Annotated in this window: 25 protein-coding genes; 19 read left to right on the top strand and 6 right to left on the bottom strand. The window is 46.8% G+C overall.

Translation table 11 applies throughout. From position 1 onward, the window contains the following. Position 1: 1 nt before the first annotated feature. Genes OI18_RS09960 through OI18_RS09945 form a run of 4 tightly spaced genes read right to left on the bottom strand, consistent with a single transcriptional unit; the run spans position 2 to position 3,998 of the window. The gene (locus OI18_RS09960; RefSeq protein ID WP_039139503.1) at positions 2–1,279 is read right to left on the bottom strand and encodes a hemolysin family protein; all 1,278 of its coding nucleotides are present in this window, start codon (positions 1,277–1,279) and stop codon (positions 2–4) included. A 23-nt stretch (positions 1,280–1,302) separates the two neighbouring features. After that, positions 1,303–1,881 carry a guanylate kinase gene (gene gmk, locus OI18_RS09955; RefSeq protein WP_039139502.1) on the bottom strand — a complete coding sequence of 193 codons (579 nt, stop codon included), beginning with the start codon at positions 1,879–1,881 and terminating at the stop codon, positions 1,303–1,305. Next, a complete protein-coding gene (murA, locus tag OI18_RS09950; RefSeq protein WP_039139500.1) occupies positions 1,881–3,185 on the bottom strand; it encodes a UDP-N-acetylglucosamine 1-carboxyvinyltransferase in 1,305 nt (434 codons plus the stop codon). The genes gmk and murA overlap by 1 nt, the downstream gene beginning before the upstream one ends. A gap of 57 nt (positions 3,186–3,242) precedes the next feature. Then, complete coding sequence (locus tag OI18_RS09945) at positions 3,243–3,998, bottom strand: DUF4290 domain-containing protein (protein ID WP_039139498.1); 756 nt, start codon at positions 3,996–3,998, stop codon at positions 3,243–3,245. An 83-nt stretch (positions 3,999–4,081) separates the two neighbouring features. On the opposite strand from OI18_RS09945, the gene OI18_RS09940 reads away from it, so the two are divergent. The 17 genes from OI18_RS09940 to yidD all read left to right on the top strand — a co-directional run bounded on the left by OI18_RS09940 (position 4,082) and on the right by yidD (position 18,326). After that, complete coding sequence (locus tag OI18_RS09940; RefSeq protein ID WP_152616781.1) at positions 4,082–5,194, top strand: glycosyltransferase; 1,113 nt, start codon at positions 4,082–4,084, stop codon at positions 5,192–5,194. A 33-nt stretch (positions 5,195–5,227) separates the two neighbouring features. After that, positions 5,228–5,578 carry a gliding motility protein GldC gene (gene gldC / locus OI18_RS09935; protein ID WP_039139494.1) on the top strand — a complete coding sequence of 117 codons (351 nt, stop codon included), beginning with the start codon at positions 5,228–5,230 and terminating at the stop codon, positions 5,576–5,578. A 14-nt stretch (positions 5,579–5,592) separates the two neighbouring features. Continuing rightward, positions 5,593–6,042 (top strand): GatB/YqeY domain-containing protein, encoded by a 450-nt coding sequence (locus OI18_RS09930; protein ID WP_039139492.1) that lies wholly within the window; start codon positions 5,593–5,595, stop codon positions 6,040–6,042. Between the two features lie 94 nt (positions 6,043–6,136). Next, entirely contained in the window at positions 6,137–6,685 is a 549-nt protein-coding gene (locus tag OI18_RS09925; protein ID WP_039139489.1) for a CvpA family protein, read from the top strand. 93 nt (positions 6,686–6,778) lie between these two features. Further along, the gene (locus OI18_RS09920; RefSeq protein WP_039139488.1) at positions 6,779–7,555 is read left to right on the top strand and encodes an alpha/beta fold hydrolase; all 777 of its coding nucleotides are present in this window, start codon (positions 6,779–6,781) and stop codon (positions 7,553–7,555) included. Between the two features lie 29 nt (positions 7,556–7,584). Further along, on the top strand, positions 7,585–8,247 hold the full coding sequence (locus OI18_RS09915) for a CBS domain-containing protein (RefSeq protein ID WP_039139486.1): 663 nt from the start codon (positions 7,585–7,587) through the stop codon (positions 8,245–8,247). Between the two features lie 89 nt (positions 8,248–8,336). Next, positions 8,337–9,800 carry a POTRA domain-containing protein gene (locus tag OI18_RS09910; RefSeq protein WP_160290213.1) on the top strand — a complete coding sequence of 488 codons (1,464 nt, stop codon included), beginning with the start codon at positions 8,337–8,339 and terminating at the stop codon, positions 9,798–9,800. Positions 9,801–9,832: 32 nt separating this feature from the next. Then, positions 9,833–10,714 carry an NAD kinase gene (locus OI18_RS09905; RefSeq protein ID WP_039139483.1) on the top strand — a complete coding sequence of 294 codons (882 nt, stop codon included), beginning with the start codon at positions 9,833–9,835 and terminating at the stop codon, positions 10,712–10,714. Positions 10,715–10,784: 70 nt separating this feature from the next. Next, the gene (gene porG / locus OI18_RS09900) at positions 10,785–11,636 is read left to right on the top strand and encodes a type IX secretion system protein PorG (protein ID WP_039139481.1); all 852 of its coding nucleotides are present in this window, start codon (positions 10,785–10,787) and stop codon (positions 11,634–11,636) included. Between the two features lie 105 nt (positions 11,637–11,741). Then, entirely contained in the window at positions 11,742–12,497 is a 756-nt protein-coding gene (locus tag OI18_RS09895; RefSeq protein ID WP_039139480.1) for an isoprenyl transferase, read from the top strand. Positions 12,498–12,550: 53 nt separating this feature from the next. Further along, positions 12,551–15,277 carry a BamA/OMP85 family outer membrane protein gene (locus OI18_RS09890; protein ID WP_039139478.1) on the top strand — a complete coding sequence of 909 codons (2,727 nt, stop codon included), beginning with the start codon at positions 12,551–12,553 and terminating at the stop codon, positions 15,275–15,277. A gap of 29 nt (positions 15,278–15,306) precedes the next feature. Further along, complete coding sequence (locus tag OI18_RS09885) at positions 15,307–15,819, top strand: OmpH/Skp family outer membrane protein (protein ID WP_039139616.1); 513 nt, start codon at positions 15,307–15,309, stop codon at positions 15,817–15,819. Positions 15,820–15,887: 68 nt separating this feature from the next. Next, positions 15,888–16,394 carry an OmpH/Skp family outer membrane protein gene (locus OI18_RS09880; RefSeq protein WP_039139476.1) on the top strand — a complete coding sequence of 169 codons (507 nt, stop codon included), beginning with the start codon at positions 15,888–15,890 and terminating at the stop codon, positions 16,392–16,394. Positions 16,395–16,469: 75 nt separating this feature from the next. Then, positions 16,470–17,306, top strand: coding sequence for a glutamate racemase (gene murI, locus OI18_RS09875; RefSeq protein WP_039139474.1), 837 nt, complete (start codon positions 16,470–16,472; stop codon positions 17,304–17,306). A gap of 125 nt (positions 17,307–17,431) precedes the next feature. Further along, positions 17,432–17,587, top strand: coding sequence for a 50S ribosomal protein L34 (gene rpmH, locus OI18_RS24210; protein WP_072038984.1), 156 nt, complete (start codon positions 17,432–17,434; stop codon positions 17,585–17,587). Between the two features lie 104 nt (positions 17,588–17,691). After that, entirely contained in the window at positions 17,692–18,099 is a 408-nt protein-coding gene (rnpA, locus tag OI18_RS24205; protein ID WP_039139472.1) for a ribonuclease P protein component, read from the top strand. Beyond that, complete coding sequence (gene yidD / locus OI18_RS09865) at positions 18,096–18,326, top strand: membrane protein insertion efficiency factor YidD (RefSeq protein WP_039139471.1); 231 nt, start codon at positions 18,096–18,098, stop codon at positions 18,324–18,326. The genes rnpA and yidD overlap by 4 nt, the downstream gene beginning before the upstream one ends. Before the next feature lies 1 nt (position 18,327). Here yidD and OI18_RS09860 read toward each other — a convergent pair whose 3' ends face one another. Together OI18_RS09860 and OI18_RS09855 are read right to left on the bottom strand one after the other, a co-directional pair. Further along, the gene (locus tag OI18_RS09860) at positions 18,328–18,918 is read right to left on the bottom strand and encodes a hypothetical protein (protein ID WP_039139469.1); all 591 of its coding nucleotides are present in this window, start codon (positions 18,916–18,918) and stop codon (positions 18,328–18,330) included. Positions 18,919–18,981: 63 nt separating this feature from the next. After that, positions 18,982–19,590: a superoxide dismutase gene (locus OI18_RS09855; protein WP_039139467.1), complete on the bottom strand. Its 609-nt coding sequence runs from the start codon at positions 19,588–19,590 to the stop codon at positions 18,982–18,984. A gap of 208 nt (positions 19,591–19,798) precedes the next feature. Here OI18_RS09855 and OI18_RS09850 point away from each other — a divergent pair, with 208 nt between their 5' ends. Further along, positions 19,799–22,930 carry a SusC/RagA family TonB-linked outer membrane protein gene (locus OI18_RS09850; RefSeq protein ID WP_039139465.1) on the top strand — a complete coding sequence of 1,044 codons (3,132 nt, stop codon included), beginning with the start codon at positions 19,799–19,801 and terminating at the stop codon, positions 22,928–22,930. Positions 22,931–22,941: 11 nt separating this feature from the next. Next, positions 22,942–24,351 carry a SusD/RagB family nutrient-binding outer membrane lipoprotein gene (locus OI18_RS09845; protein ID WP_039139464.1) on the top strand — a complete coding sequence of 470 codons (1,410 nt, stop codon included), beginning with the start codon at positions 22,942–22,944 and terminating at the stop codon, positions 24,349–24,351. The last annotated feature ends 59 nt before the right edge of the window (positions 24,352–24,410 follow it).

Below are 24,410 nucleotides of genomic sequence, written 5' to 3'. Positions count from 1 at the left end.
TTCACTTAAGGATCTTCATCCTTACCATTTCAATCCGTGTATCGCTTACTCCCATGATTTCAAATTCATAGTCGTCCACAATGATCCGTTCTTTCACTTTGGGGATCGTTTCATGGTGATGGATGATATAACCCGACAGGGTTTCGGAATCATCCTGTTCGAATGTAAAATCGTATTTGTGCTGCAGGTAGTCCAGTTCGAGCCTGCCCGACAGGATATACTCCATATCCGAAAGCTTTTTTTCTTCCAGCTCTTCTGTATCGTGCTCGTCCTGGATCTCGCCGAAAATTTCTTCCAGCAGGTCCTCCATGGTAATAATTCCCGAAGTACCACCAAATTCGTCGACCACCCAGGCCATGCTCTTTCTTTCTTTGGTAAATCGGTTGATCAGGTCCGTGGCATTCATGCTTTCTGGTACGGCAGGTATTGGTAACAGGACTGACTTCACATCAGCCGGGTGCTTGAACATATCCAACTGATGCACATACCCGATAATATGGTCGATATTTCCTTCATAAACTACCAGCTTGCTCAGTTTGGTGTCGATGAACTTTTTGGTGACCTTTTCAATCGGGGAATTCACTTCAACCCCTTCGATTTCCTTGCGTGGAATAAGGCATTGCCTTACTTTCACGGTAGGGAGGGACAATGCATTTTCAAACAGGCTGGTGTTAACGTCCTGGCCCTCATTCTCCTTTTCACCGGTGTTTTGCTGGTAAAATGCATCAAGGTCCGCACGCACAAATGCTTCCTTCCTTTCAGTCAGCCTGAGATCGAAAAGATATTTCAGGATCCCCTGGGCTATCGTTACAAATAGAACAGTGAATGGCTGCAGAAGCTGGTAAAAGATATTGATGATCCCCGAGACAAGGCTGGTTAGCAGCCATTCATTCCTTGCCCGCCAGATGGCGCGTGGAATGAATTCGCCGAATACAAGAAAGATAGCCGAAGCCAGAATTATTTCAAAAACAAGGTGGAAAAGATTCACATAGCCGATTGAGCTCTGGAACCTCTGCTCAAGCCATCTCCATAGTGGTTCCAGGAATTCGCCGATCATAAGTCCGTAAAAAACCAGGAAGATGTTGAACCCGACCAGCACAATACCGATAAAATTAGAAGGGCGGTCAAGGAATTGACTCATGAGTATCCCACCAGTACGCCCCTGTTTTTTTCTCAGCTCCACCGACAAGCGGTTAACGCTGGAAAACGCAGCTTCGATGCCGGAAAAAAATCCAACCAGCAACAGAAGTATAATTATGAAACCAAGCAGGTTAACCATATAGACGAATATAATGATTTCTGTTAAGGCCTAGCCAGGAAGTCCAGGATGAGCTTTTCCGCCAGCTTGCAGGCTTTTTCCAGGTCATCATTCACTATTATCTGGTCAAAATGATGTTTGAAAGACATTTCGTAGCTGGCTTTACTGACCCTGGATTGCAGGCTCTCTGCCGTTTCTGTACCCCGGCCTTCCAATCGTTTTTTTAACTCGTCAACTGAGGGTGGCTCAATAAAGAGCGACAAGGTATTATGAGGATATTCCTTCTGTACGTGAATCGCACCTTTTACATCGATATCAAGCATCGGCACCTGTTTATTATCCCAGATCCTTTCCATCTCCTGCTTCAGAGTGCCATAATATTTTCCTTCATAAACCATTTCCCATTCCATGAAATCGTTTTTCCGGATATGTTCGCGGAACTGCTCCTCGCTGATGAAATAGTAGTCCACCCCATTCTTTTCTGATCCTCGCGGACTCCGGGTTGCTGCCGAAATGGAAAACGCCAGCTGTGGGTAAACCGACAGCAGGTATCTTGTTATGGAAGTTTTTCCCGCACCTGACGGTGCAGTGATAATGATGATCTTCTTACCGTAATATAACATTAGAGACGTTTGATTTCCGCTCCCAGCGAGTTGAGCCGCTGGTCAATATACTGGTATCCTCGATCGATCTGTTCAATATTCTGGATCGTGCTTTTGCCTTCGGCACTTAACGCCGCGATCAAAAGGGATACTCCCGCCCTGATATCGGGACTGCTCATCGTGATCCCCCTTAAACGTTGTTCACGCGCCAGGCCAATCACTGCAGCCCGGTGTGGATCGCAGAGTATGATCTGTGCACCCATGTCGATGAGCTTGTCAACGAAGAATAGCCTGCTTTCAAACATTTTCTGGTGTACCAGTACGGAACCCCTTGCCTGGGTCGCTACAACCAGCACTATACTCAACAGGTCCGGCGTGAATCCCGGCCAGGGATGATCATAGATGGTGAGAACAGAACCATCAAGAAATGTCTGGATCTCGTATAGCTCCTGTTCGGGAATTACGATATCGTCACCTTCATAATGAAGCTGGATGCCAAGCTGGCGGAATTTATCCGGGATTACACCCAGGTGTTCGATACCGGCACCCTGGATGCGTATATTGCTCTGCGTCATGGCAGCAAGACCTATAAAGGACCCTACTTCAATCATGTCCGGCAATATTCCATGCTCTGTCCCGCCGAGGTAATCAACCCCGTTAATCGTAAGCAGGTTGCTTCCGATTCCGCTGATATCCGCACCCATCCTGTTCAGCATTTTACAAAGCTGCTGCAGGTATGGCTCACACGCGGCATTATAAATGGTGGTGGTGCCTTTTGCCAGCACGGCCGCCATAATAATATTAGCTGTTCCCGTTACAGACGGTTCGTCGAGCAACATATATGTGCCACGGAGGTTGGAAGCATCAAGATGGAAATAACCATCCTCCGGGTGATAGTTGAACGTTGCGCCTAACTTTTCAAAGCCTATGATATGGGTATCCAGCCGCCTTCTGCCAATTTTGTCTCCCCCCGGCTTTGGGATAAACGCTTTTTTGAACCTGGATAAAAGAGGTCCGGCAAACATAACCGAACCGCGCAGCCGACCGCTTTTGTTCCTGAATTCCGGGCTGTGCAGGTAATCAATATTGACATTATCTGCTTTGAAAATTGCGGTATGGCGGTCCGGACGCTGTACGGAAACCCCCATGTCAGCCAGCAGCTCAATCAGCAGGTTTACGTCAAGTATGTCCGGGATATTCCGGATAGTAACTGTTTCGGGTGTAAGCAGAACGGCACTTAATATCTGCAGGGCTTCATTCTTGGCACCCTGGGGAATGATGGTGCCACTCAGTTTTTTTCCACCGGTTACTTCAAAACTGTTCATGGGAAAAGAAATGGATGAGTGTGTGAGTATGTGAAAAGGGCGAGAAAGAGAGAGAGCTTACTTGAATCTCTTCTTGAACTTATTGTTATTGCCCCTGTTCCCATTGTTCCGGTCATTTTGGCCCCGGTCATTTCCACCACGGTCATTCCCACCGCGGTCGTTTCCGCCACGGTCGCGGTCGTTACCTCGTCCGCCTCCGCCACCACTGCGTTGCTGGAATTTCTGAGGACGTTTTCCTCCGCCTCCCCTGAAATCCCGCTGCCCCTCGTTTTGCCTGAATGCTTTTACATAAGGGGTATTGGTGAACTCCAGCTGACCGCCGGTAATGGAGCTGAGCTCGCTCTGGATGGCGTCGTCATGCACGATTTCCTTGTGCCAGTTGCTGTATGCCAGTTTCATGTAGTATGCAATGGCATTGGCATATCCCTGGCGCTTTTCAGGATTTTCTTCCTTAAGCGCTTTATGGATCACCACTTCAATGTTCTTTCCTATATGCGAATATCGCGGGTAACCTTTGGGATATCTTAATGGCGATGGTTTGGCTTTAAGCGTCTCCTTTGTGGGTATCGGATAAGGAGAGGGTACTTCAAGTTTGAAGTCAGAAATCAGGAATAGGTGATCCCACAGCTTATGCCGGAAATCCTCAACATTCTTCAGGTGCGGGTTCAGGAAACCCATCAACTCGATCACTGCCCTTGCATTCTTCTGCCTCTTCTCGGAATCTTCGAGGGACATCAGGTATTCGATCATCTTTTGGATATGACGACCGTATTCCCGCATCACCAGGTGATTTCTAGTAGTGTTGTATTCCATTCTAACAAATTGCGTTCATGCAAATGTAAGTTATGGCTTTCAGGAAAAAGAACCAATTTGCACCCATTGTCCAAAATTTGAACATGAAAGTCCTGGCTTACTTTATTGACTCCCTGTTAAATGATCTGGCTTCTCCGGCATCCCAGTCTTTGCTGAATGCTATCCCTTCACTCGCAGAGGATTTGCCCGGCTTTCGGCACATTGCTTTAACAACCCATAGTGATGTGAGTCTCGACCCCGGGGGAACACTGGAATTGGTACAGCTCAAGGTTTCCGGTTCCCCACTGATGGGTAAACAGTTCAAAAAGATGCAGGCAATAAAGAAGTGGCTCAGTGAAAACCAGCCCTGTGCCTGGATCACGACTGATCCCGAAACGATAACTGCTGACCTCGGCATTCCCGCCATTTTCATAGCAAATCCCACCGGAATGCTGTCAGCTACACGGAAAAAGGGGATGTTTGGTAAATCCGGGGCGGCTGACTGGCTCTCCGCTGACCGGATCATTACCGGGTCTGGGCCGGCGAAAGAGCAGCTCATGCAGGTTCACTCAATTCCCGCAGAGAAGATAAAAGTGATCTACCCGGCTTTTGAGGATCCCGTGGAACCACTCGACTGGGGTACCAAAGAACACGTGAAACTCCGTTACTCCAGCGGCCGTGATTATTTTATGTATACAGGCCCTTTAGCGGAAGAACAGCAACTGATCATGTTACTGAAATCATATTCGCAGTTGAAAAAATGGCTTATGACAGGAATGCCGCTGATACTTGCAGGGCCGGCTACCGAATACACCGCCACCTTCGAAAAACAACTCGCTACATATAAATACAGGTCAGATGTGTCCCTGTACCCCGATCTCGCAGAGTCTGAATGTAAGGAACTGGTAGCAGGTGCATATGCCCTATTATCGCCCACTGCTGCTAACAGTGATCTTTATCCGCTGGAGTGGGCTTTCAGTTCAGAAACCCCGGTAATTGCGCCTGAAAATGCAACCTACAAAGACCTGTGCGGAGACGCGGCCATGTATTACATACCGGGTGATATTGATTCGTTTGCTCATGCAATGATGATCCTGTACAAAGATGAGAACAGGCGGACCGAAGTAATTACAAAAGGAAAAGAACGTTCAGCTCTTATAAACAGGGACAACAGCCTGAAGCAATACCGCGACCTCATCCTGGAACTATGTGGGTGAGATTGGCTAATTTCGCTCCTTTAAAATACCGATATGCAGGACTCTACAATTACGATAAACGTTAAGCTCGATCCCGATAAAGTTCCTTCCCAGATCTCCTGGAAGGCCAGTGGCAGCACCGCAGACGAAGAACAGAAAGCAAAAGCTATGATGATATCTTTCTGGGATGGTTCTGAAAAGACCGCACTGAGAATTGATCTGTGGACCAAGGAAATGATGGTAGATGAAATGGCTGATTTCTTTTACCAGACCTTCATGACAATGGCCGATTCCTATAACCGCGCCACCCATAACGAAGAGATGGTGACAGATATTAAGAATTTCGCACGTACATTCTATAATAAATTCCGGGAGCAGCAACTGAAAGATCAGAAGGCATCCTGATAAAACCTTCCCAAATGACACTCGAAGAAAAAGTAATGGCTGAACTGAAAGATGCCATGAAAAGCAAAAATGAGGCATCCCTTAGAGGTCTCAGGGCCATCAAAGCTGAAATTATAAAAGCTAAAACCGAACCCGGTGCAAACGGCCAGGTAACTGCCGATGGCGAATTAAAGATTCTTCAGCGGATGGTGAAACAACGGAAAGATGCACTTGAGATCTTCACCCAGCAACAACGCAGCGACCTGGCAAAAAAAGAAGAAGAGGAAATTGCCGTAATTGAAAAGTTCATGCCGCAACAGCTTGATGAAAGCGCGTTGAAGGCCGCCCTGCAGGCGATCATCTCCGAATTGGGAGCCACATCCGCCGCCGACCTGGGTAAAGTAATGGGCGTTGCATCAAAAAAACTTGCAGGCCAGGCCGACGGCAAAGCCATCAGCGCCATGGTAAAATCACTCCTTTCCTAAGCATTCCGCCTCCACCCGTCGGGTACCTCCCGTCGGGTACTTCCCGTCGGGTGCCACCCGTCGGGTGAGGTTGGGCGAAAAAACGGTTTTTTATATGCTGATTGACATTATCACGCTTGCACTCCTGGTATGGGCAGTAATTAAAGGCCTCGCCCGGGGACTGGTTCTGGCAGTCTTTTCGTTGGCAGCATTTGTCATCGGATTAGCTGCTGCCCTGAAATTGTCTGCAGTAACAGCAGGATGGCTTGGTGATTCAATTAACATTTCAGCCAAATGGCTGCCCCTGGTCTCATTTCTCGTGGTTTTCATTGCAGTCAGCCTGCTGGTAAATGCGGCAGGTAAAATGCTGGAATCGACAATAGAATGGACATACCTGGGGTGGCTTAACAAAGCCGGCGGAATAGTTTTTTATTGCATATTAAATCTGCTGATCTGGAGCGTCGTGTTATTTTACCTTGAAAAAATGCATATTCTTTCACCGGAATCAATGGAGCAGTCGAATACTTATCCTATCATTGCCTCATGGGGTCCGGTAACTATGGAATGGCTCGGCAAAATAATACCCGTTTTCAGCGATGTGTTTGAACAACTGGGGCATTTTTTTGAAAGGATTTCCAAAGACCTCCGGCAAAACCATACGTAGCCTGAGGTTAGTGGTGACCGTAAGCCTCCGGCCCATAATTGGGCCAAATGGCCTATTTTAGCAAATAATTGGAAGTCTTATTTTAAGTAACAGATGCAATACGAGATCAAACAGCTGGAAAAGTTCAGGTATATTGAGGAAGGTGAAGGTGAACCCCTGGTTTTGCTACATGGTCTTTTCGGGGCGCTCAGCAATTTCAAGGACCTGATTGAATACTTCCGCCACAACTACAAGGTTGTGGTACCCATGCTTCCTTTGTTCGAACTCGATATTCTGCATACTTCAGTTGGAGGCCTCGAAAAGTTCGTTCACAAATTCATTGAAGCCCGCGACCTTCGTGGTATACATCTTTTAGGTAACTCCCTGGGCGGACATGTCGCCCTGGTACACGTTTTGAAACATCCTGAAAGGATAAAGAGCCTGATCCTTACCGGTAGTTCCGGCCTTTTCGAAAACGGAATGGGCGACACCTATCCCAAAAGAGGCGATTATGAGTATATCCGTAAGAAGACGGAACTTACTTTCTATGATCCCAAAATGGCAACCAAGGAACTGGTCGATGAAGTATATGATATTGTCAATAGCCGGCTTAAGGTCATTAAAATAATCGCTCTCGCCAAAAGTGCTATCCGCAACAACCTGGGTGAAGAACTGAGCCAGATCAAACAACCCACCCTGCTGGTATGGGGCAACAACGATACCATCACCCCTCCGTTCGTAGGAAGGGAGTTTAACCGGTTGATCCCCAACAGTGAATTGCATTTTATTGACCATTGCGGACATGCGCCGATGATGGAAGTACCGGAAGAATTTAACAGGATTCTTCATAAATTTCTGACGAAACTCAATGAGCCCGCAGCGGTTGCCTGAGTTTTGTCGTCTATACTTAAACAAAATCCGTGATCAACAAGGACCTTATATCCGCGTCCCTGCCTGTTCTTTCACCGAAAGATCCTGTCTATAAGGCACTGCAGCTCATGGATGACAGTAATGTCATTCACCTGCCGGTCGTTATGGATGAGAAATTTTTGGGTCTGATCGCAGAGGGCGACCTGTTGAACGTGGAAGACGATAGCTACCTCGTCGAATCCCTCGCGGGGAATATTTCCAAAGTACGTGTTTCTCCATCCGGTCACTTTACGGAAGCCGTTCAGCTGGCCAACGAATATGGACTCGAAGTGGTGCCTGTTACAGAGCACGACCTGCAATGGGTAGGTGCAATTGTTGCCACTGACCTGCTGAAATTCACGGGGCACATGATTGGTGCAGATGAGCCAGGAGGTATTATTGTGCTCGAAATGGATAAAAGGAATTTCGCATTTTCCGAGATATACAAACTGGTGGAAACTAATGATGCCCAGATAACCCAACTGAACACCAACTACGACAACAGCCTTGGGGTCCTCTACGTTACACTGAAAATCAACAAGTTCGAGCTGTCTGACATTGTCGCAACCTTCCAGCGGTACGAATACCAGGTACGGTATTACTTTGGTGAGGAGCAATATGAAAATGAGCTCAGGAGCAATTACGATCATCTGATGAATTACCTTAATCTCTGAAAAAGTTCAGACTCTATTGGTATTCTTCTTGCTAATCCTGTATTTTCATAGACCGTGAATAAGGAAAGATAATGGTGTGGAAACTTTGCATGATACTGATCGCTGCCCTGTGTTTAAGTGCTGAACTATCGGCTCAATCAGTATTACAATCTTCTGTTGATTTAGATCTTGCATCGGCACTGAATGCCGACGACGTCGACTTTCCAGACACCAACAAGGTTCGTAAGCCATTCCTCATCAGCAAGATCTTCATCTCCGGCAATAAAAAGACAAAGGATTATATCATTAAGCGTGAATTGCCATTCGTCGAAGGCGACTCAGTCGTTCTTAATGAGCTCGTGGAAAAATTCCGGGTAGGAAAACAACAGCTGGTTAATACACGCCTGTTCAATGAAGTAATCATTTCACTTAAAAGTTTCCACGGCTATTTGGTAGACATCCAGATCGACGTCAAGGAACGTTGGTATATTTTCCCCATCCCTTATTTCAAACCCGTGGATCGTAACCTGCAGATGTGGGCCGACAAAGGGTATAGCCTCGACCGTATCAATTATGGGGCAAAATTTACTTATTACAATACTACCGGCCGGAATGACAAGCTGCGACTTTGGCTGATAACCGGGTATTCGCGCCAGATCCAGGGATCATATGAACAGCCCTTCGCAGACAAATCTCTTAAATTCGGCTATGGAATTAATTTTTCGTACTCAGCTTCCAAAGAAGTAAATCCACTCACAGTAAATAATCAGCAGTTCTTCCTCAAATCTGACTCATTGCCTAAGGCGGGGAATTTTTTGCAGGAACTCTGGGGCGGTTCTGTCGCAGTAAGCTATCGTCCAGGCCTGCGGACCCGGCACACCCTCAGGCTTGCTTATGAAAAAGACAAGATAGACAGTGCTGTGTGGCGGGTGAATCCCTACTACCTGAGCAAAACAGGCAAAACAAATATTTCCTATCCGGAACTCACCTATTCCGTTACCCACATAAACGTAGACTATGCACCTTACCCCCTTCGTGGTGTAATGGCAGAAGCAGCATTGTCGCGTCAGGGTTTTGGCGGCAAGGATGTGGGTATGTGGACGCTGAATTTTAAAGGCACAAAAGCCTGGGACCTGAAATGGAAGAGCAGTTTTTCCATGCAGGCAGGTGGTATTGTCAGGCTCCCGTTTGACCAGTCTTTTTTGAATCACCGGCTTTTCGGTTATGGGGACTTCTACCTGCGTGGACTCGAAAAATATGTGGTCGATGGAGTTGCCGGAGCCATGCTCAGGAACACACTGCGTCGTGAACTCGCGAATTTCAATGTCCGCTTACCGATCAGGAGCCAGAGCCATGATCATATCCCTTTCAGGATCTATGCGAAAACCTATGGAGACCTTGGTTATTCATACAATAAAAAATTCCCCGGCAACTCACTTAATAATAAAATGCTTTACACTGCCGGAGCAGGTATAGATGTCGTTACACTTTATGATCTGGTATTCCGTCTCGAGTACAGTGTAAACCAGTTAGGAGAGAGTGGATTCTTTTTTCACTTCAAGAATGACTTTTAATGCGCTATCTTTCAGCGGTTAAATAACCCATCATGAGAGTGGCGATCTATAGCAGGGTAATTGACCAGAACGATCACGTAGAAATTCAGGATTTGTTCAGCGAACTGGAAACGCAGCACATTGAACCGGTCATTTATCAGCCTTTTTTTGAACAGATCATACAATCCGTTCGGTTTCGCAATCACAGCATAAATACATTCAATACCTCCGACGACCTGGATGAAAGCATAGAATTCATTATCAGTCTCGGTGGCGACGGAACATTGCTTGATACCGTAACCCTCGTCCGGAACAAAAAGATTCCCATCCTGGGCATAAACTTCGGCAGGCTCGGATTCCTCGCGAGTATCGGTAAAGAAGAGCTGAAGATCGCTGTAGCTTCCATGGTCGACCGAAGCTTCGTGCTTGACCGCAGGTCACTTATTCACCTTGATGCAGACCGGCTCCTGTTTGGCGACACACCCTACGCCCTGAATGAATTTGCGATTCATAAGACCGATACCTCGCCGATGATCAAGATCCATACTTACCTCAACGGTGAATTTCTGAATACTTACTGGGCAGATGGATTGATCGTAAGCACGCCAACCGGCTCAACCGGTTACTCACTGAGCTGTGGCGGTCCGGTTGTTTTTCCTGAATCCGGAAGTTTTGTGATTACCCCGGTTGCTCCGCATAACCTCAATGTGCGGCCAATCGTAGTACCTGATGATAACGTCATCTCGTTTGAAGTGGAAGGCCGGTCTGATAATTTTATATGCGCTTTGGACAGCCGCCGGGAAATCGTATCCAAAAGCATCCAGCTGGCAGTGAAAAGAGAAAAATTCGATGTCAGCATCGTCCGGCTGAATGAGAACAATTTCCTCACTACGCTGAGGACTAAACTTTCCTGGGGGCTGGATACACGCAATTAGCAAAACGTTTATACCAAAAATTGCGCTTCTATCGTTGTCAACAACAGCCGATAAACCATATATTGCAATTATGAAGAAAATGACCCTGCTTTTATTGGCCGCACTAGGATTGCAGGCTGCCGTAAATGCCCAGATGGAATCCGTTACCCACCAGGGTGAAATCGGAATTGCGCTCGGCGCAGCTCATTATTTCGGCGATCTCAATACAAAAGCAAGGGTTAACAGGCCAAAATTCGCGGCCGGTGCATTTTTCAGGAAACAATTCGGGAATTATATCGCAGTTCGGGTTGGCGCCCAGTTTGCCCAGGTCGGTTATGCAGACAAATATTACGATGATAATGAATTCCAGCGACGCCGGAACCTGAGTTTTAATTCAAGCATTTGGGAACTTAGTCTCCAGGGTGATTTCAATTTCTTCAAGTTCGTTCCCGGATCAGAAGAGAATCGCTTCACACCATATGTAACATTAGGTGCAAGTATATTCAGCTATGACCCATATGCATACCTGAAGGGCGAAAAGCATTTCCTTCGTCCACTCGGTACAGAAGGGCAGGGGTCTGCAGCTTACCCGGACCGTAAGCCTTACAGCAGCATGGCTTTTGCAATCCCCTTTGGCGTAGGTGTGAAATATGCCCTGAATGAAAAATTCAATGTCGGCTTTGAACTGCTTCACCGCTTTACTACCACCGATTACCTCGATGACGTAAGTTCTACTTATGTTGGCGCAGACAAATTCCCCGCGTTGCCGGATGGCACCCCTTCGGTGGCCGGGCAACTGCAGGACAGGAGCTATGAGCTGGGCGACCCCATCGGCATTGAAGGCAGGCAGCGCGGATATGCCAAGCAGAAAGACCAGTTCATTACTGCCATGTTCACCCTGAGCTTCAATCTTACTTCTTATCGTTGCCCAACAGCACAATAACCTATCGTTTTTGCCTTTCTGCCAGATACCTATTTCCCACCAAAAGCCTGTGAAAGCGGGCTTTCAGCTGAATTTTTGTAACTTCGCACCCTGAAATTCGACTATATGAATTCGCTTGAAGCGAAAATTGACAGGCAGAAACTGCCCCGGCATATCGCAATTATTATGGATGGCAACGGCAGGTGGGCCCAGGAAAAAGGGCAGGACCGTCTGTACGGTCATTTCCATGGCGTTGAAAGTGTAAGGGATATTGTGGAAGGCTGTGCTGAACTCGGCATCCAATACCTGACCCTTTATGCTTTCAGTACCGAAAACTGGGACAGGCCTGCATATGAAGTCACGGGACTGATGGAACTGCTTGTAGACACCATCCGTAAAGAAGTCGAAACCCTTAACCGCAACAATATCAGGCTGCATGTAATCGGCGATACCAAAATGCTTCCGGAATCTGCACGACTCGAACTGAAAGAAGCATACGAAATGACATCGCAGAACACCGGGTTGAACCTGGTGATGGCACTCAGTTACAGCAGCAGGTGGGAATTGGTAGAAGCAGTAAAAAATATTGCCGCCGACGTGAAAGCCGGCAAGATGGAACCCGCCTCAATTACCCAGGATACTTTGGCTCAATACCTCTGCACAAGTGAATTCCCGGATCCGGAACTGATGATCAGAACCAGTGGTGAGTACCGGATCAGTAATTTCCTTCTATATCAGCTGGCATATGCCGAACTATACTTCACCAATGTACGCTGGCCAGACTTTCGGAAAGAAAATCTGTATGAAGCCATCGTGGATTTTCAGCTGCGTGAAAGGCGTTTTGGAAAGACCAGTGAACAGGTCCAGGAGACGTCCCTTTAACAAAGCTTTTTAAACTATCACCCTTAATTTGCCTACTTTATAAAACCCACTGGATGTACAGAAGATTTTCCGTTGTTGCCGTTCTGCTTATGATGATCGGTTTTCATGCACAGGCACAACAACCTGACACCACTCGTCCTACTGCAATCGACCCTGAGCTGGAGGCTATGGTTAATGCCAAGACTCCTTCAGAATATACAATTGCAGGCATCCAGGTTAGTGGAACAAAATACAGGGACCAGGCACTGCTCCTTTCAATTTCCGGCCTCACTGTTGGTGATAAGGTCATTATTCCAGGAGGTGATAACCTGTCCAAAGCGATACAAAACTTATGGAAACAAAATTTATTTTCTGATGTTCAGATTTACTTCACAAAAGTTGAAGGCAAAAATGTATACATCGAAATATTTGTGGCAGAAAGACCCAGTCTCTCAGGCTTTACTTTCAAAGGTGTAAAAAAATCAGAGGCTGATGACCTCGAAGGAAAAACAGGTCTCGTGAAAGGAAGGGTGATCACCGAGAACATGAAACGCACGGCCGTCGAAAACATCGTGAAGTATTATGTGGAAAAAGGTTTCAGGGGAGCAAAGGTTGACATCGAAGAAAAAGCTGATCCCGCATTTGTAAATACTCAGCACCTCACTTTTGTAATCAGCAAGGGAGGAAAAGTAAGGATCAACGATGTTAGTTTTTATGGCAATGAAAATGTCAGCGAAGTTAAACTGAAGAAAAAGCTGAAGGGTACAAAGGAAACTACAAGGATCACGCTTTACCCCACAACTGACTCCAGTTCGTTCGGTACACATAAAAGACAAACTTTCAACGAATACGTTAATGACTGGGGATTCCTCTCTGTTACGAAAACAAGAGATTACCTTGACCCTTATTTCCGCTTCAAATTATTCAGCTCTGCAAAATATAACCAGACCAAATACGAAGAAGATAAGGAGAAGGTCCTTGAGTATTATAACTCACTCGGATACCGCGATGCAGGAATTATTGCCGATACCCAATACTATACTAAAAAAGGCAACCTTAATATTGACCTCAAAGTGGATGAGGGTCGCCGTTACTATTTTGGTAACATCACCTGGAGAGGTAATACCAAGTACAGCGACTCCATATTAAATGTGCTGCTTGGAATTAAGAAAGGCGACATCTATAACCTGGAAACACTGAACACAAAACTCGGTAAACAACTTACTCCTGAAGGCGGCGATATCAGCGGCCTTTATATGGATGACGGTTACCTGTTCTTCCAGGTTGACCCGGTAGAAACTGCCGTATATAACGATACCATTGATTTCGAGATCAGGATGCGTGAAGGCCCGCAGGCTACCATAAAGAATGTCAACATTTCCGGAAACGACAAAACAAAAGAATATGTGATCCGCAGGGAACTGCGCACAGTACCCGGACAAAAATTTTCGCGGACCGACCTGATCCGTTCAAACCGTGAAATTGCCAACCTCGGTTACTTCAACCAGGAAAAGATTGACATCAACCCGGTTCCAAACCCCGACGATGGTACCGTAGATATCAACTACAAACTTGAAGAGAAATCAAACGACCAGCTGGAATTATCTGCCGGTTGGGGTGGTGGCATTGGTCTGACCGGAACCCTGGGTGTGACTTTCAACAACTTTTCCATCAGGAATATTTTCAATAAGGAAACCTGGGACCCGCTCCCTACCGGTGACGGACAAAAACTCAGTCTCCGCGTTCAGAGTAACGGCCGGCAGTTCCGTTCCTATAACTTCTCCTTTACGGAGCCCTGGCTCGGCGGTAAACGCAGGAACTCATTCACTGTAAGTTTTTACAGTACGCGGTTCGCAAATACCTATGACCCCAGAACAGGTGCGTATAGCCGAAAAGCCGGAGATACTTCTTACCTGCGTACATTGGGTCTGTCGATCGCATTGGGTAAACAGCTGAGATGGCCTGATGACTATTTTACTTTGGTGTATTCATTGAATTTCACCCAGTATAAACTGAGAAATTATCCCAACCTGTTCCCGGGCCTTGACAACACCACGGCACATAACGTCAGCCTGAAGCTTGCACTGAGCAGGTCTTCCATCGACCAGCCTATCTTCCCGAGAAGCGGTTCAAACTTTGTTGCCAGCGTACAGGCAACACCACCATATTCACTCATCGATCCTGACAGGGTGAAGTCGGAAAACCCGTACGAATTACCTGAGTTCCATAAATGGCGATTCACAGGGGAATGGTATGTTCCTATCGGGCGGCCAATGGGCGCAGACCGCAGCCGCCAGTTCGTGTTGAAAGCCGCTGCTAAATATGGCTTCATGGGAAGATATAACGCGAAGCTCGATTACTCACCGTTTGAAAGATTCCAGGTGGGTGATGCCGGTCTCACCAACAACTTCGGATTGCTGGGTTATGACATCATCGCACACAGGGGTTACCCGGTATATGATAATTCAGATCCGACCATCAACCCGGACAAATCATCCGCAAGCCAATTCTTTACAATATTTAATAAGTACACAGTTGAATTGCGCTATCCGTTCAGCACCAATCCGAACAGTACGATCTTCGGTCTCGCATTTTTCGAAGCGGCAAACGGCTGGTACAATTACCAGGACTATAACCCGTTCCGCCTCCGTCGAAGCGCAGGTGTGGGTATGCGCTTCTTCCTGCCGATGTTCGGTCTGCTCGGGTTTGACTATGGTGTAGGATTCGACAGGATCACTCCTAACAGTAAGCTTCGTGATGCCGCGAGGTTCACCTTCATGTTAGGTTTCGAACCTGAATAACGCATTCAAATTAAATCAAATACATGCTCATGAAAAGATTAGCAATTACGCTCTGTTTTTTTATAGCAACAGCAATGGCTGTTCAGGCCCAGCGGTATGCCGTAGTCGATACCAAATTCATCCTGGACAAAATGCCGGAATACAGGGATGCCCAGGCAAACCTTGACAAATTCAGTGAGCAATGGCAGAAAGAGATCGACGCAAAGCAGGCAGCTCTCGATAAAATGTATAAAGACTATGAAGCTGAACAGGTTATGCTGAGTGACGAACTTCGGAAAAAACGGGAGGATGAAATTTTTGTAAGAGAGAAGGAAGTTCGTGAGCTTCAGAGGAAACGCTTTGGCTTCGAAGGTGACCTGTTCAAGAAAAGACAGGAACTCGTGAAACCCATACAGGATAAGGTTTATACGGCAATTCAAAAAATTGCGGTGGCCAAGATGTATGACTTTATTTTGGATAAAAGTGAAGGAATTACTGTTATATTTGCCGACCCCAAGCTTGACAAGAGTGAAGACGTGTTGAGGGAATTGGGTGTTAAATAAGATTTAAAGCGTTTTTTAAAGACAACTAAAAACCAAACTAAAACAACTTTTAAGTAACAAAAAATCGCATGAAAAAAGTTTTATCATTCCTCATGGTAGCGATGGCGCTGGTGATGGTTAGCAGCACAGTGAAGGCACAGACCAAAATTGGTTATATCAGCTTTAATGAAATCGTGGCTTCTATGCCCGAGGCTAAGAAAGCAGACTCAGTCCTTTCCCAGTTCAGAGATGCACTGATTCAAAGTGCACAGGACAAAGAAAATGCACTTAACGAAGCAATTCAGAAATTCAATACAGACTCTTCCAAAATGACCGAAGCTGTTAAATCAGTAAAGCGTCAGGACCTTCAGAAGAAACTGCAGGAACTGCAGGGTGAAGAGCAGCGTATCCAGCAGGAACTGCAAAAGAAGCAGGAAGATCTTAGCGGTCCTATCCAGAAGAAAGCAATGGACGCAGTTACTGCAGTTGCAAAAGAAAGCGGTTACACTCATGTGTTTCCTAAAGAGTACATGATCGTTTCTCCCCCGGCAGACGATCTGCTTCCCCTGGTTAAGAAGAAACTCGGACTTAAGTAAAATACTTTTCATAGGCTCTGTATGAACGCCGGGATAGCATCCCGGCGTTTGTTATATTTATACCAGCCAGCAGTTATGTCCAACAGTAAAAATGACTATGCGCCTATCGGCGTGTTTGATTCCGGTTACGGCGGACTGACCGTAATGAAGGAGATCGTCCGCGAATTACCAGGATACGATTACCTGTATCTCGGCGACAATGCCCGTTCACCATATGGTACGCGAAGCTTTGAAACAGTTTACCGGTATACGCTTGAAGCAGTAAAGTGGTTTTTCGCACAAGGATGCCCGCTTGTAGTGCTGGCATGTAACACTGCTTCAGCCAAGGCTCTCCGCTCCATTCAGCAGAATGACCTTCCCACACTGGCACCCGACAGGCGGGTGCTTGGCGTGATCCGGCCCACTACAGAAGTTATTGGAAACTATTCCCGGACCAATAAAGTGGGGATCCTGGCTACGGCCGGAACCGTCGCATCCGGGTCATACAGGATCGAGATTGAAAAGTTCTTTCCTGAAGTGGAAGTTTACCAGGAAGCCTGCCCGATGTGGGTTCCCCTCGTGGAAAATGGCGAACACGACCAGGCGGGAGCAGATTATTTTATTGAAAAAAATATCCGCGAACTCCTGTCGAGTGACGAAAAGATCGACACTGTGCTGCTGGCCTGTACCCACTACCCGCTGCTGGCGGAAAAGATCCGAAAGCATCTTCCGGCCGGGGTTGAAGTGCTGTCGCAGGGCGAAATTGTGGCAGCAAGCTTACAGGAATACCTCCAGCGCCACCCCGAAATCCAGGGAAGGCTTTCCGCAACGGGGAAACGCCGCTTTTGTACTACCGACGATCCGGGCAACTTCGAACGGCAGGCAACCAAATTCTTTGGCGCCCCGGTTAATGCTGAACAGGTGGAATTATAAAAAAATAATCCTACCTTTGCCGTCCCTTTCACGACACAGTTGGGTATGGTGGCCCGATGTGATTGGAAATCAGAAGCCTGGCTCTCCACAGGCGGATATTTTTTTGGTTAGTAAAAAACTGTAAAATGAAAAGAACATTTCAACCACACCGTCGTCGTCGTAAAACCGTTCACGGTTTTCGCAAGCGCATGCAAACTGCTAATGGCCGTAAAGTTCTGGCAAGCCGTCGCGCGAAGGGCCGTAAGAAACTGACTGTTTCTTCTGAAAGCAAACTCAAGTAACTGATTCCGCAGAAGCGGGACTTAGATATAGCTGATTAGCTCCGTAACGGGATTACCGGAACGGAGCTAATTTTGTTTATTTACATTCCAATTAATCGGCTTTTATCAGCAACTCATTAGGCAAACAGGAAAGGCTCAGGCACCGCAGTGCGATTGATGAAATTTTTCGGACCGGGAAAAGCATTTCTGTTTTTCCGTACCGGGTTTACTTCCGGTTAAATGAACTGCCCGCAGTTCCTGCAGCAGCCAATTTTCCAAAGACCCTGTTTGGTGTGGGTGTTGGTAAACGTTACTTTAAAAAAGCAGTGGATCGTAACCGTATTAAAAGACTGACAAGGGAAGCCTACCGTTTGCAGAAACACGCACTTGCTCAGGCCATGAGCACGAATGATAAGAACCTGGATCTCTTTTTTGTTTTTACCGGCAAATCTCTTCCCCGGTTTGAAGAATGCCAGGTTGCAATTGCAAATGCCCTTACCCGTGTTCAAAAGCAGATTTCCGGCACAGCATGAATTGGCTTAAAACCATATTGATCTCTCCCTTTATTGCCCTGATAAGAATTTACCAGTGGACCATCTCACCACTGATTGGTCCGAAATGCAGGTTCACACCATCCTGCTCGCAATACGGGCTCGAAGCACTAAAAAAACATGGATTGTTCAAAGGGCTCTGGCTTACTATCCGTCGCATCAGCCGCTGCCATCCCTGGGGCGGAAGCGGGCATGATCCGGTGCCGTAGATCATCCCTCTTTCAACATCTTCTCTATTCTACTCAGTGTCTCCCTCGCATCCTTATTGGTGATGAACTTGTAAACTTCCGGAACCTGCCCGTTCTTGTCCGGCTCAAGTGAAGCAGGCATGCCTTTAAACGGTCCCACAATTATTGCATTCTCTGCGGAAGTGATTTTCTTGAAGTCGCCGGGTGCAAGAAAATAATTCCTTTTTGCTGCACTTACATTGCTGCCGGTCATAAGCTGGCTCAGGCTATCCATTCTTTCCTGCATCTGCTCCTGCGAAATCCGGCCTTCGCGTGATCCGGCCTCGCCAAATGACTGATAACTTCCGATCAGGGTATCGTTCTTGAGATTCAGCAACCAACTGCCAGGTTCAGTAACCGGGTATTCTTTTGCACCGGATGGACTGTTCACCGTGATCTTATCACCGTTCACAGTAATAGTTTCTTCGTTGTGCTGCGTTCCCGGTTCCAGTTTAATGGCGTCACCGGTTACCACCATTTTTCCACTCGACATGACAACTACCTTTTTTTGAGGCGGAGTGGAACAGGCAGCAAATGCTGCAACGGCTGCAGCTGCGATCAGGATCTTTTTCATGGTATAGTTTTAAAACAACGATCCCGCGGGTCGGCGGGATCGTATAAAGATAATGCTTGCAGATTATTTCGAAACTTTTGAGAACCTGTCTTCGATCTTCTTCCAATCGATAACGTTCCAGAATGCAGCAAGATACTCAGCCCTGCGGTTCTGGTATTTCAGGTAATAGGCATGTTCCCATACATCCACACCCAAAACCGGTGTCCCTTTCACTTCTGCCACATCCATCAGCGGGTTGTCCTGGTTCGGCGTTGAACTAACTTCAAGCTTACCATCCTTTACTAACAGCCACGCCCAGCCGCTGCCAAACCTTGTCATACCTGCATTGGCAAATTTCTCCTTAAATGCATCAAAGGATCCGAATGTGCTTTTGATGGCATCGCCCAATGCTCCGCCAGGCTGGCCTCCAGCATTAGCTGCAAGGCTTTCCCAGAAAAAAGTGTGGTTCCAATGACCGCCACCGTTGTTCCTTACCGCCGGAGAAATAGTTCCAGCAGATGCCAGTAGCTCTTCGATGGACTTATTTTCATTCGGTGTGCCTGCTATCGCTTTATTCAGATTGTCAACATACGCCTGATGGTGCTTTCCATGATGGATCTGCATTGTCAATGTGTCAAAATGCGGTTCCAGTGCATCAGGAGCATATGGAAGCGCGGGAAGTGTGAATGCCATAAGAACAGAATTTATATTGGTTCAAAAAATAAACGGTCAATTGCGAAGGAGTAGCAAATTTAACGGCATTGCCTCATTGCGCAAAAATTCATCATACTAACCCGCAACTCATAAAAATGTTGCAGAAACTTGCAAAGAATGCGTGAATCTGCCGGATTAATGCAGTATATTTCGTAATCAACTAATTCTAACTACTTAAATCAAGATCATGAGAAAACTACTGCTCATGGTATGCCTCTTTGCATCAATGTGCATACCACTGGTAGGTTTATCCCAGGACCGGCAGGTGACCGGCCGGGTGGCCAATTCGAAAGGAGAGCCGGTTCCCTCTGCTTCCGTGTTGCTTAAAGGAAGTCCGAGGGGAACAAGTACCGATGCCAACGGGAACTTCAGTATTTCAGTACCTGGCACCAACTCCACCCTTGTAATTTCATCAACAGGTTTCCGGCAACAGGAAATACGCGTAGGCAGCAATTCGGTCTTCAATGTCACTTTGGCTGAAGGCGATAATATGGAAGAAGTGATCGTGACCGCTTTCGGCGTGAAGAAGGAAAAGCGTGCCCTTGGTTACTCCGCCCAGGAAGTAAAAGGGGAGTCACTTGTTAACGCACGTCAGCCAAACGTTATCAACGCAATGCAGGGTAAACTTGCAGGCGTTCAGATTAACAGCGGTGGCGGTGCACCAGGCCAGGGAGCAAGGATCATCATCCGTGGTATCAATTCCCTCGATCCCACCGCAAATAACCAACCGCTTTTTGTGATTGATGGTATCGTTATCGACAACTCCACATCTGTGAGCAGCAGTAACCAGTCAGAACTCAGGGGAATGTCAAACAGGATTGCCGATATCAATCCTGATGATATTGAAACGATGTCCGTTCTCAAGGGTGGCGCCGCTACTGCGCTGTATGGATCACTGGGTTCGAACGGTGTGGTTGTGATTACTACCAAATCAGCCAAAGCAGGTAAAATGCGCGTCGGCTTCACTACTTCCTATGGAATTGATGAAGTGAATATGTTCCCTGACGTGCAAAGGACCTACTCCCAGGGAACAGGTGGCGTTTATGATCCGGAAAGCTTCTGGCCTTCATGGGGTTCTACAACAGAAGCTGCCAAAGCAATTGATCCTACACACCCTGACCGTATTTACCACCACTATAAACAGGGTTACCAGCAGGGCAACCAGTTTCGCGCAAGTGTGAATATGTCCGGTGGAACAGAAGCTGCTTTGCTTTCATCCAGCATCTCCTACTTTAAGCAGGAAGGCACTATTCCAAATACTGATTATAAGAATATCAGTGTGAGACTGAATGGGAAATTTAAATTCAGTGATAAACTGCAATTCAGCCCCACAATAAACTATATCAACTCAGGTGGTTACAGGGCAAATGCAGACCGGTATAATGAAAGTCTTACATACTGGTCTCCCCGGTGGAATGTGAAGGATTACATGAATCCTGATGGCACCATGATCAGTCATGGCGGTAACAACAACCCGATTTATGGTACTGCAACTAATAAACTACGCGATAATGTTAACCGGATTATTGCAAATGGCCTGCTTAGCTACAAACCGATAAAATGGTTGAATGTGGACTATCGTCTTGGTATCGATTACTACAGCGATTTCAGGAGGTATACGGCTCCCGGCCCGATCGGGGTTGAAGGGGAAGTGCCGTATGAAGATAACGGGCTTGGTTTTGTAAATGAACAGCGCATCGGCAACAGGATTATCAACTCCAACCTGATCCTCACTGCAAGCAATGACTGGACCAGTAAGTTTTCTACTGTTATTCGTGCTGGTCACGATGTGCAGGATTATAAAAGTCATTCACTCGTTGCCGACGGACAGGAGCTGGATATTCCCAACCTGCTGACACTGAACAATACCAAGAACAGGACAAACTCCGAGTACTTATCTCAATCAAGATTGGTGAGTGTTTTCGGCGATGCCACCTTGAGCTATGACAACTTCCTCTTCTTAACTGTAACAGCCCGTAACGAATGGACGTCTACCCTGCAACATGGGAAAAATAGTTTCTTCTATCCGTCTGTAAGTCTCTCTTATGTATTCAGCGACATGTTCACCATGCCTTCCTGGATGACATTCGGAAAAGTCCGGGCCTCATTATCTGAAATTGGTAAAGGCACCACGCCGTATCGTACCAACTCGTATTATGGTACATCAGTGTTGCAGAACAACGGGCAGGTGTTGTGGACCAGGTCTGATTCTCGCGGTGATATCAACCTCGTGCCGGAAAAAACCAAAACATTGGAGATCGGTACAGACCTGCGTTTCCTGAATAACAGGCTTGGACTTGAGTTTACCTGGTACAAACTTAATAGCACCGACCAGGTGATTCCTGTTTCTGTTTCACCTGCTACAGGATACACTGAGTTTATCCTCAACTCCGGCGAACTGGAGAACAAAGGGATTGAACTCGGACTGACAGCAAACCCGGTACAGACAAGGGATTTCCGCTGGGACGTGAGTGTAAACTATTCACGCAACAGGAATAAAGTTATTTCACTGCGCGATGGACTGGAAGAGATCGTAATGGGTAGCCAGTTCGGCTATTCAGGATCTTCCGTTACGCAAAAGTATGTGCCCGGATTTGCCGTGGGAAATCTTTACGGAACATCATACAGGAGATATTATGATGATAAAACAGACGACGGCGTGCATGTAGCAACTGATCTGCCGCTGGTTATCCTCACAACTGGAAATAACGCTGGATTTCCTGAGCGCGACCTTACACAACGCCTCCTCGGAAACTCACAGCCAAAATGGATTGGTGGAATCAGTAATAGCCTGACCTATAAAAATTTCAACCTTTCATTCCTGTTTGATACGCAGCAGGGCATGGACCGCTTTAACCAGTTGGACAATTTCATGGCAGCATTTGGAATAGCCTCATATACACTGAACAGGGAAGAGTCAATGGTATTTAAAGGTGTTACTGCCGATGGTCAACCTAATACACAATTGGTTTGGCTTGGCCAGGGACAAGGACCTGACGGTCGCCAATATGGCACAACAGGTGGTTATTATCGCAACGTTTACAGGGGCATCGCCGAAAACTTCGTACAGGATGCTTCGTGGGTACGATTGAGGAACGTTAGCCTGACATATAATTTCACTAAAGCCTTGTTGAAAAAGTCTTTCGTGCAGGGCGCATCAATCTCCCTTACAGGCAACAACCTTTGGATAATTACCAACTACAATGGCTTCGATCCTGAAAGCTCCAGTTTTAATGCTGCCAGCAACCAGGATGGATTCAGCGGATTTACCTATCCCGCCACACGTAGTTATCTGGTCACATTGAATCTCAACTTTTAATCTGAGAAATTATGAAAAGTCTAAATAAAGTGATGCTGGTGACAGGAGTTGTGCTTGGCTTGTCATCATGCAAGAAATATCTTGACATAAACACCAATCCAAACCAGGCGACAACACCGCCTTTAAACGGGTTATTGGCCAACGTTACCTACGATGCAGCATTGAATGTGTATCGTGTTTCAAACACAACCTCGTATTATGTGCAATACCTTGCTTCATCTACAGAGGGATCGGCAACTGACATCTATGAACCCATCGATGCAAGCAACACCTGGTCGAACTTATATGACAACCTGAGTGATGCTTATGACCTCTACAAATTCAGCGGGGAAAGAGGCGCCACGCAATACCAGGGTGCGGCAAGGGTGCTGCAGGCCATGGACCTTATCCAGTTGCATGACTTATGGGGATCTGCGCCTTTTGAACAGGCATTCACAGGTGAATTTATCAGGCCCGAATATGATGATGCACAGGCGATCTACCAGGATGTCATGAATTACCTTGATGAAGGAATAACCCTGTTGCAAAAAGAAGGATCAACCATTAATCTGCCCACTGATAATTCTGATCTTATCCATAAGGGGAATGTTGAAAAATGGGTAAAGACTGCACATGCATTAAAGGCACGCATGATGAACAGGTTGAGCAAAACAGCGCAATATTCTTCAGCTGCCATACTCAGTGAAGTAGAAGCCTCTTATGCTTCCATTTCCGATGATGCTGCAATTACCACATTCAGCACCCGCAACCCCTGGGCCCAGACAGCTCTCGATAATGCCAGCAACCTGCTTGGTGGATGGTTGTCGGAACACTCGGTTGATGCTATGGACGGTACCACTTTTGGCATAACTGATAAGAGAATCGACAAAATAGCCTCGCTTACACAATTCGGTGACTACAGGGGAACACGAAACGGGCAGGGTCGCGTAGGAACTGGTACAAACAAAGAAGAAAGTTACCTGAAGATCGGTGGCTATTATTCCGGTGACAATTCCCCGATCCAGATCATTACTTATGAAGAAGTGAAATTTATTGAAGCAGAAGCCGCATTCAGGGCCAATGACCTTACAAGGGCATACAACGCGTACCTCGCAGGTATTGCTGCAAACTTCGACCGTTTAGGCGTAAGCGCCGCAGATCGGGATGCCTACCTGGCCAGCGCTGTGGTTGCAGTCGGGGAAGCTGGACTTACCCTCCAGCGGATCATGGAAGAAAAATATAAAGCATTGTTCTTAAGCCCGGAAACATGGAATGATGCCCGTCGTATTGACTATGACTATACCGATTTCAAAATGCCGGTGGGCGCAGTGACATCAGCCTTCGTCAGGAGACTGGTGTACCCCTCAGTTGAAACCAGCCGCAATGGCGCCAATACACCCCAGGTTGACGATGTTACATCGCGACTCTGGTGGGATCAGTAATCAATCAGATTGGTGAATGATAAAAAAATGGTTGCCTTACCCGGGCAACCATTTTTATT

This window comes from Flavihumibacter solisilvae, from assembly GCF_000814475.1.
GTDB lineage: Bacteria > Bacteroidota > Bacteroidia > Chitinophagales > Chitinophagaceae > Flavihumibacter > Flavihumibacter solisilvae.
Note: the sequence above shows the minus strand (reverse complement) of the source record. Positions and strands in the feature narration are given on the sequence as shown.